Genomic DNA, 3,710 nt, shown 5'->3' with positions numbered 1-3,710 from the left:
AATGATGGTTACGGATGTGGTTATACCAAGCTGGATTCAACCATTGCAGAGTTAAAGAAAAGAGGCTTTTACACTGGACTTTGGACAGAAAACGGGGTAGAAAAAATTGCGAAGGAGGTTGGAGAATACGGATCCAGATTAGCAAAATTAGATGTTGCGTGGGTTGGTCCGGGTTATAAATATGCATTAGACGGCTGTAAGGCTGCTTATGAAGGTATAGAGAACAATAGTAATGCCCGTGGCTTTATTTGGAGTGTAATGGGCTGGGCTGGTACACAGCGCTATTCAACAGTATGGTCCGGAGATCAAAGTGGTAACTGGGAGTATATCCGTTTTCACATTCCGACTATTATTGGTTCCGGATTGTCTGCTCAAAATGCGGCAACGGGCGATGTGGATGGTATTTTTGGAGGCAGTGATTCTACTTATGTAAGAGATTTACAATGGAAATGCTTCACTCCTGTTTTAATGGTTATGAGTGGTTGGGCCAAAAAGAACAAGCAGCCTTATCTGCAGGGGGAAGTTAATTCTGCTACCAATAGGAAATACCTTCAATTAAAGATGCGCATGACTCCGTATATGTACACGCTTTGTGAAGAGGCCTATGAAACCGGTATCCCGGCATCAAGAGCTATGGTTCTTGAGTTTCCCGAGGATGAGGTTACTAAAGGTAAACAAACTCAATATCAGTTCATGAACGGTGAATCACTATTAGTGGCACCAGTTTATAAAAGTGAGTCCAAAAGAGACAGTATTTATCTGCCCAAAGGGACATGGTATGACTATTGGGATGGTAAGGCTTACACCGGCAACACCTGGGTGAACAATTATTCCGCGCCTTTAGAAAAACTGCCGCTATTTGTTAAACAAGGCGGAATTATACCAATGTATCCTCAAATGGATTACGATGGAGAGAAAAAAACTGACAGCTTAACGTTAGACATTTATCCGTTCCAAAAATCTAAATTTGATATGTATGAGGATGACGGACTAACCAGAGATCATAGAAAAGGTGCATTCGCAAAAACATTGATTGAAGTTGATGCCACTACTGGTATACAAATTACAATAAATGCTGCCAAAGGAGATTTTGAAGGTAAGAACAAGCAAAGAGTTTATTTGCTTGATGTACATAATCCAAAAGCACCTAAGAAAGTTAGTGTTAATGGCAAAAAGTTAAAAGCTTACAATAATTTGCAACAATTTGAGAAGGCCAGTACGGGGTATTTTTTCAATGCTAATGACAGATCTGGTACTGTTCATATCAAAACAAATTACTTAAGTACATCTGCTAATCAAACGATTGCGTTGAATTAATAGATTGTAGAAGCACAAAAAAGAGGCAACCGCGGCTGCCTCTTTTAAATATATGATAGATTTAATTATTTTCTGTTTCCGAAGTCACAAAACTGAACATCTTTCTTAGGTCTGAAAATCATATAAAGCCCTACACCTATTAAAACCAATGCAGTAGTATATTGTGAAATATCAAAGAATATCAGGTCCTTTAAAGTAAATACACCTCCAAGTATCACAAAAAATACCCACCCACCTGCTTTAAAGTTCTTCCTGTAGCCTATTAATAATCCAAAAGCCAAAAAGAATGTATGCCAGCTCAACACCCAGAATGGAATACTAAGGCCAATGTTTCTCAATAAGAAGATAGCGCCAATCACAAGTAAAAAAATACCCATTCCGAAATGGCGATTTGATCTGGTTTTGTTATCTAAAGTTTCCATAGCTTTTTTTTCTTCAAAACTACTTGCAAAAACAACGTTCATCAATGATAAGGGGGCTGTATTATAGAAAACTGTCGGTAAATAATCTTAAATGTCCGGTAAAACATCTATGGTTGTTCACTAAATGATCCCGGTTTATTAAGCAGTTCGAAATACTTATCCAGATTCGTGCCTAAAGACTCCTCGAACGAAGCCTTTAAATCTTCTGGTTGTGGATGTTTATTCTTCCATTTATCAAAATAATGCTTAAAGGCTATATCCATTTTATCTCTTCCAACAGAGTTTTCGAGGATATACAACCATAAAGCAGTTTTGATGTAAGATGTCATGCTGTAATCATCAGATGAAGTAAATTTATCTGAAGGTGTTTCAATAGCCGATTTCATTGGGATACTGGCCATTGCACCATAAGTACGATCTAGAAATTCCTTTTCAGGTAAAGCCTTAACATCTGCGGGAATAGCATCACCAAATATGGAGTTGGCTCTGTATTTTTCAGCCTCGTATCTGAATTGGAAATAAGTGTTTAGGCCCTCGTCCAACCATGTATGTTGTCTTTCATTACTACCAAGCATACTCATAAACCAATTGTGGCCAATCTCATGTGCAATAACACCGTCTAACGACTCCTTTTTAGCATCGGGACTCGTAATTAAAGTAATGGTAGGATATTCCATACCCCCGCTTGAGTTGTTTGCCGGCCCCTCTACTACCTGTACAACCGGATACTCATATTCGCCAACCCAATTACTATTATCAAGGTAAGGAAACTCGTGCCAGCCATTTTTATCAAACACGGCAGGCTTAGGATACCATTGGCAAACCATAAACTCGCCATCAGCAAAACCGGATCTGGAAAAATAAGAAGGTAATTTTACTTTAAAATCAATTGTAATTGTAACTGAATCACCAGGCTTTAAGGGCGACTTTAGTTTTAACTTAATTACATCGATATATTGAGGATTAGGATGGGCCTCGGTTTCCGCCGTTTTACCGTTTACTTTAAAATTCAGGCCTTCGATACTGCCATGCGTGTATTTATCTAACTTTTTAACACGGGAAGTGTCATTCTTTATCTGCTGAAACAACGCCGTAGATTCCTGTTTATAGGCATTTGGCCAAATATGAAACCAGATAAAGTCAAGCTCAGATGGGGAATTGTTTTTATATACTATAGTTTCAAAGCCTTTTAAAGACTTATCTTGATCATTAAGAGCAACATCTATATTATAATTCACATGCTGTTGCCAATATTTTTCCTGTGCAAATGCTGTGGATGTAAAGCATAACAATAAAATTATCAGGTATTTTCTCATCTGTATGTAATCTCCTTTTTACTTAAGTTTTTAAATATAATACTCTATTTTAATTTAGCAAGTACGCACACTCATATCAAAAGTTGCTCCAATTTATTCTATTCTGCCAACCAAACACAAATTCTATAAAACTTAAAGTGATGGCTTTTGTTCTAAATAGTAATTACCAATATATATAAGGATATGAAAAATTATTTAACCATCGCCATTATAGCAATAGTGGCATTATTTACTTCTTGCTCTCCTACCGCAGAAGTTGAAGTAGCACAGGCAAAACTTGCAACAACAGCTGATGCCAAAGACATTGGATTGGCAAAATTCTATCAATTAAAAGACGGGAAGATGAGAATGGATTTGGAACTTAATTTTCCGGCAAGGGCCGACAGTACTGTAGCTGTTCATTTTCATGAGCATGGAGATTGTGGCGACATGGGAAATAATACGCATGGACACTGGAACCCTACAAACGAGGCACATGGTAAATGGGGATCTGCTGCATATCACTCTGGTGACATCGGGAATATTCAACTAGACAGCAAGGGTCACGGTTCAATTTCAGTTACTACTGACAGGTGGAGCATTGAAGAAAACGATATCAAAAACATCATTGACAGAGGGATAATAGTTCATGGAGGTACCGATGACTATACTACCC

The 3,710-nt window shown here is 37.8% G+C and carries 4 protein-coding genes; 2 read left to right on the top strand and 2 right to left on the bottom strand.

The window, feature by feature from the left end:
• Positions 1–1,317: glycoside hydrolase family 31 protein (locus tag AC1DG9_RS25755; protein ID WP_477635536.1), on the top strand; the 1,317-nt coding region annotated here is incomplete at its 5' end.
• Positions 1,318–1,382: 65 nt separating this feature from the next.
• On the opposite strand, the gene AC1DG9_RS25750 is transcribed toward AC1DG9_RS25755, so the two are convergent.
• Both AC1DG9_RS25750 and AC1DG9_RS25745 read right to left on the bottom strand, forming a co-directional pair.
• Positions 1,383–1,739 carry a LiaF transmembrane domain-containing protein gene (locus AC1DG9_RS25750; protein ID WP_172662766.1) on the bottom strand — a complete coding sequence of 119 codons (357 nt, stop codon included), beginning with the start codon at positions 1,737–1,739 and terminating at the stop codon, positions 1,383–1,385.
• Positions 1,740–1,846: 107 nt separating this feature from the next.
• Positions 1,847–3,055, bottom strand: coding sequence for a M1 family metallopeptidase (locus AC1DG9_RS25745; RefSeq protein WP_477635535.1), 1,209 nt, complete (start codon positions 3,053–3,055; stop codon positions 1,847–1,849).
• A gap of 183 nt (positions 3,056–3,238) precedes the next feature.
• On the opposite strand from AC1DG9_RS25745, the gene AC1DG9_RS25740 reads away from it, so the two are divergent.
• A partial coding sequence (locus tag AC1DG9_RS25740; protein ID WP_477635534.1) for a superoxide dismutase family protein occupies positions 3,239–3,710 on the top strand: 472 nt, incomplete at its 3' end.

The organism is Pedobacter sp. 05L430 (assembly GCF_056397585.1).
Note: the sequence above shows the minus strand (reverse complement) of the source record. Positions and strands in the feature narration are given on the sequence as shown.

What these genes read in the sequence shown, in the direction of transcription:
- AC1DG9_RS25750 (WP_172662766.1), bottom strand. Translation starts at nt 1,739, where the DNA reads ATGGAAACTTTAGATAACAAAACCAGATCAAATCGCCATTTCGGAATG.
- AC1DG9_RS25745 (WP_477635535.1), bottom strand. Translation starts at nt 3,055, where the DNA reads ATGAGAAAATACCTGATAATTTTATTGTTATGCTTTACATCCACAGCA.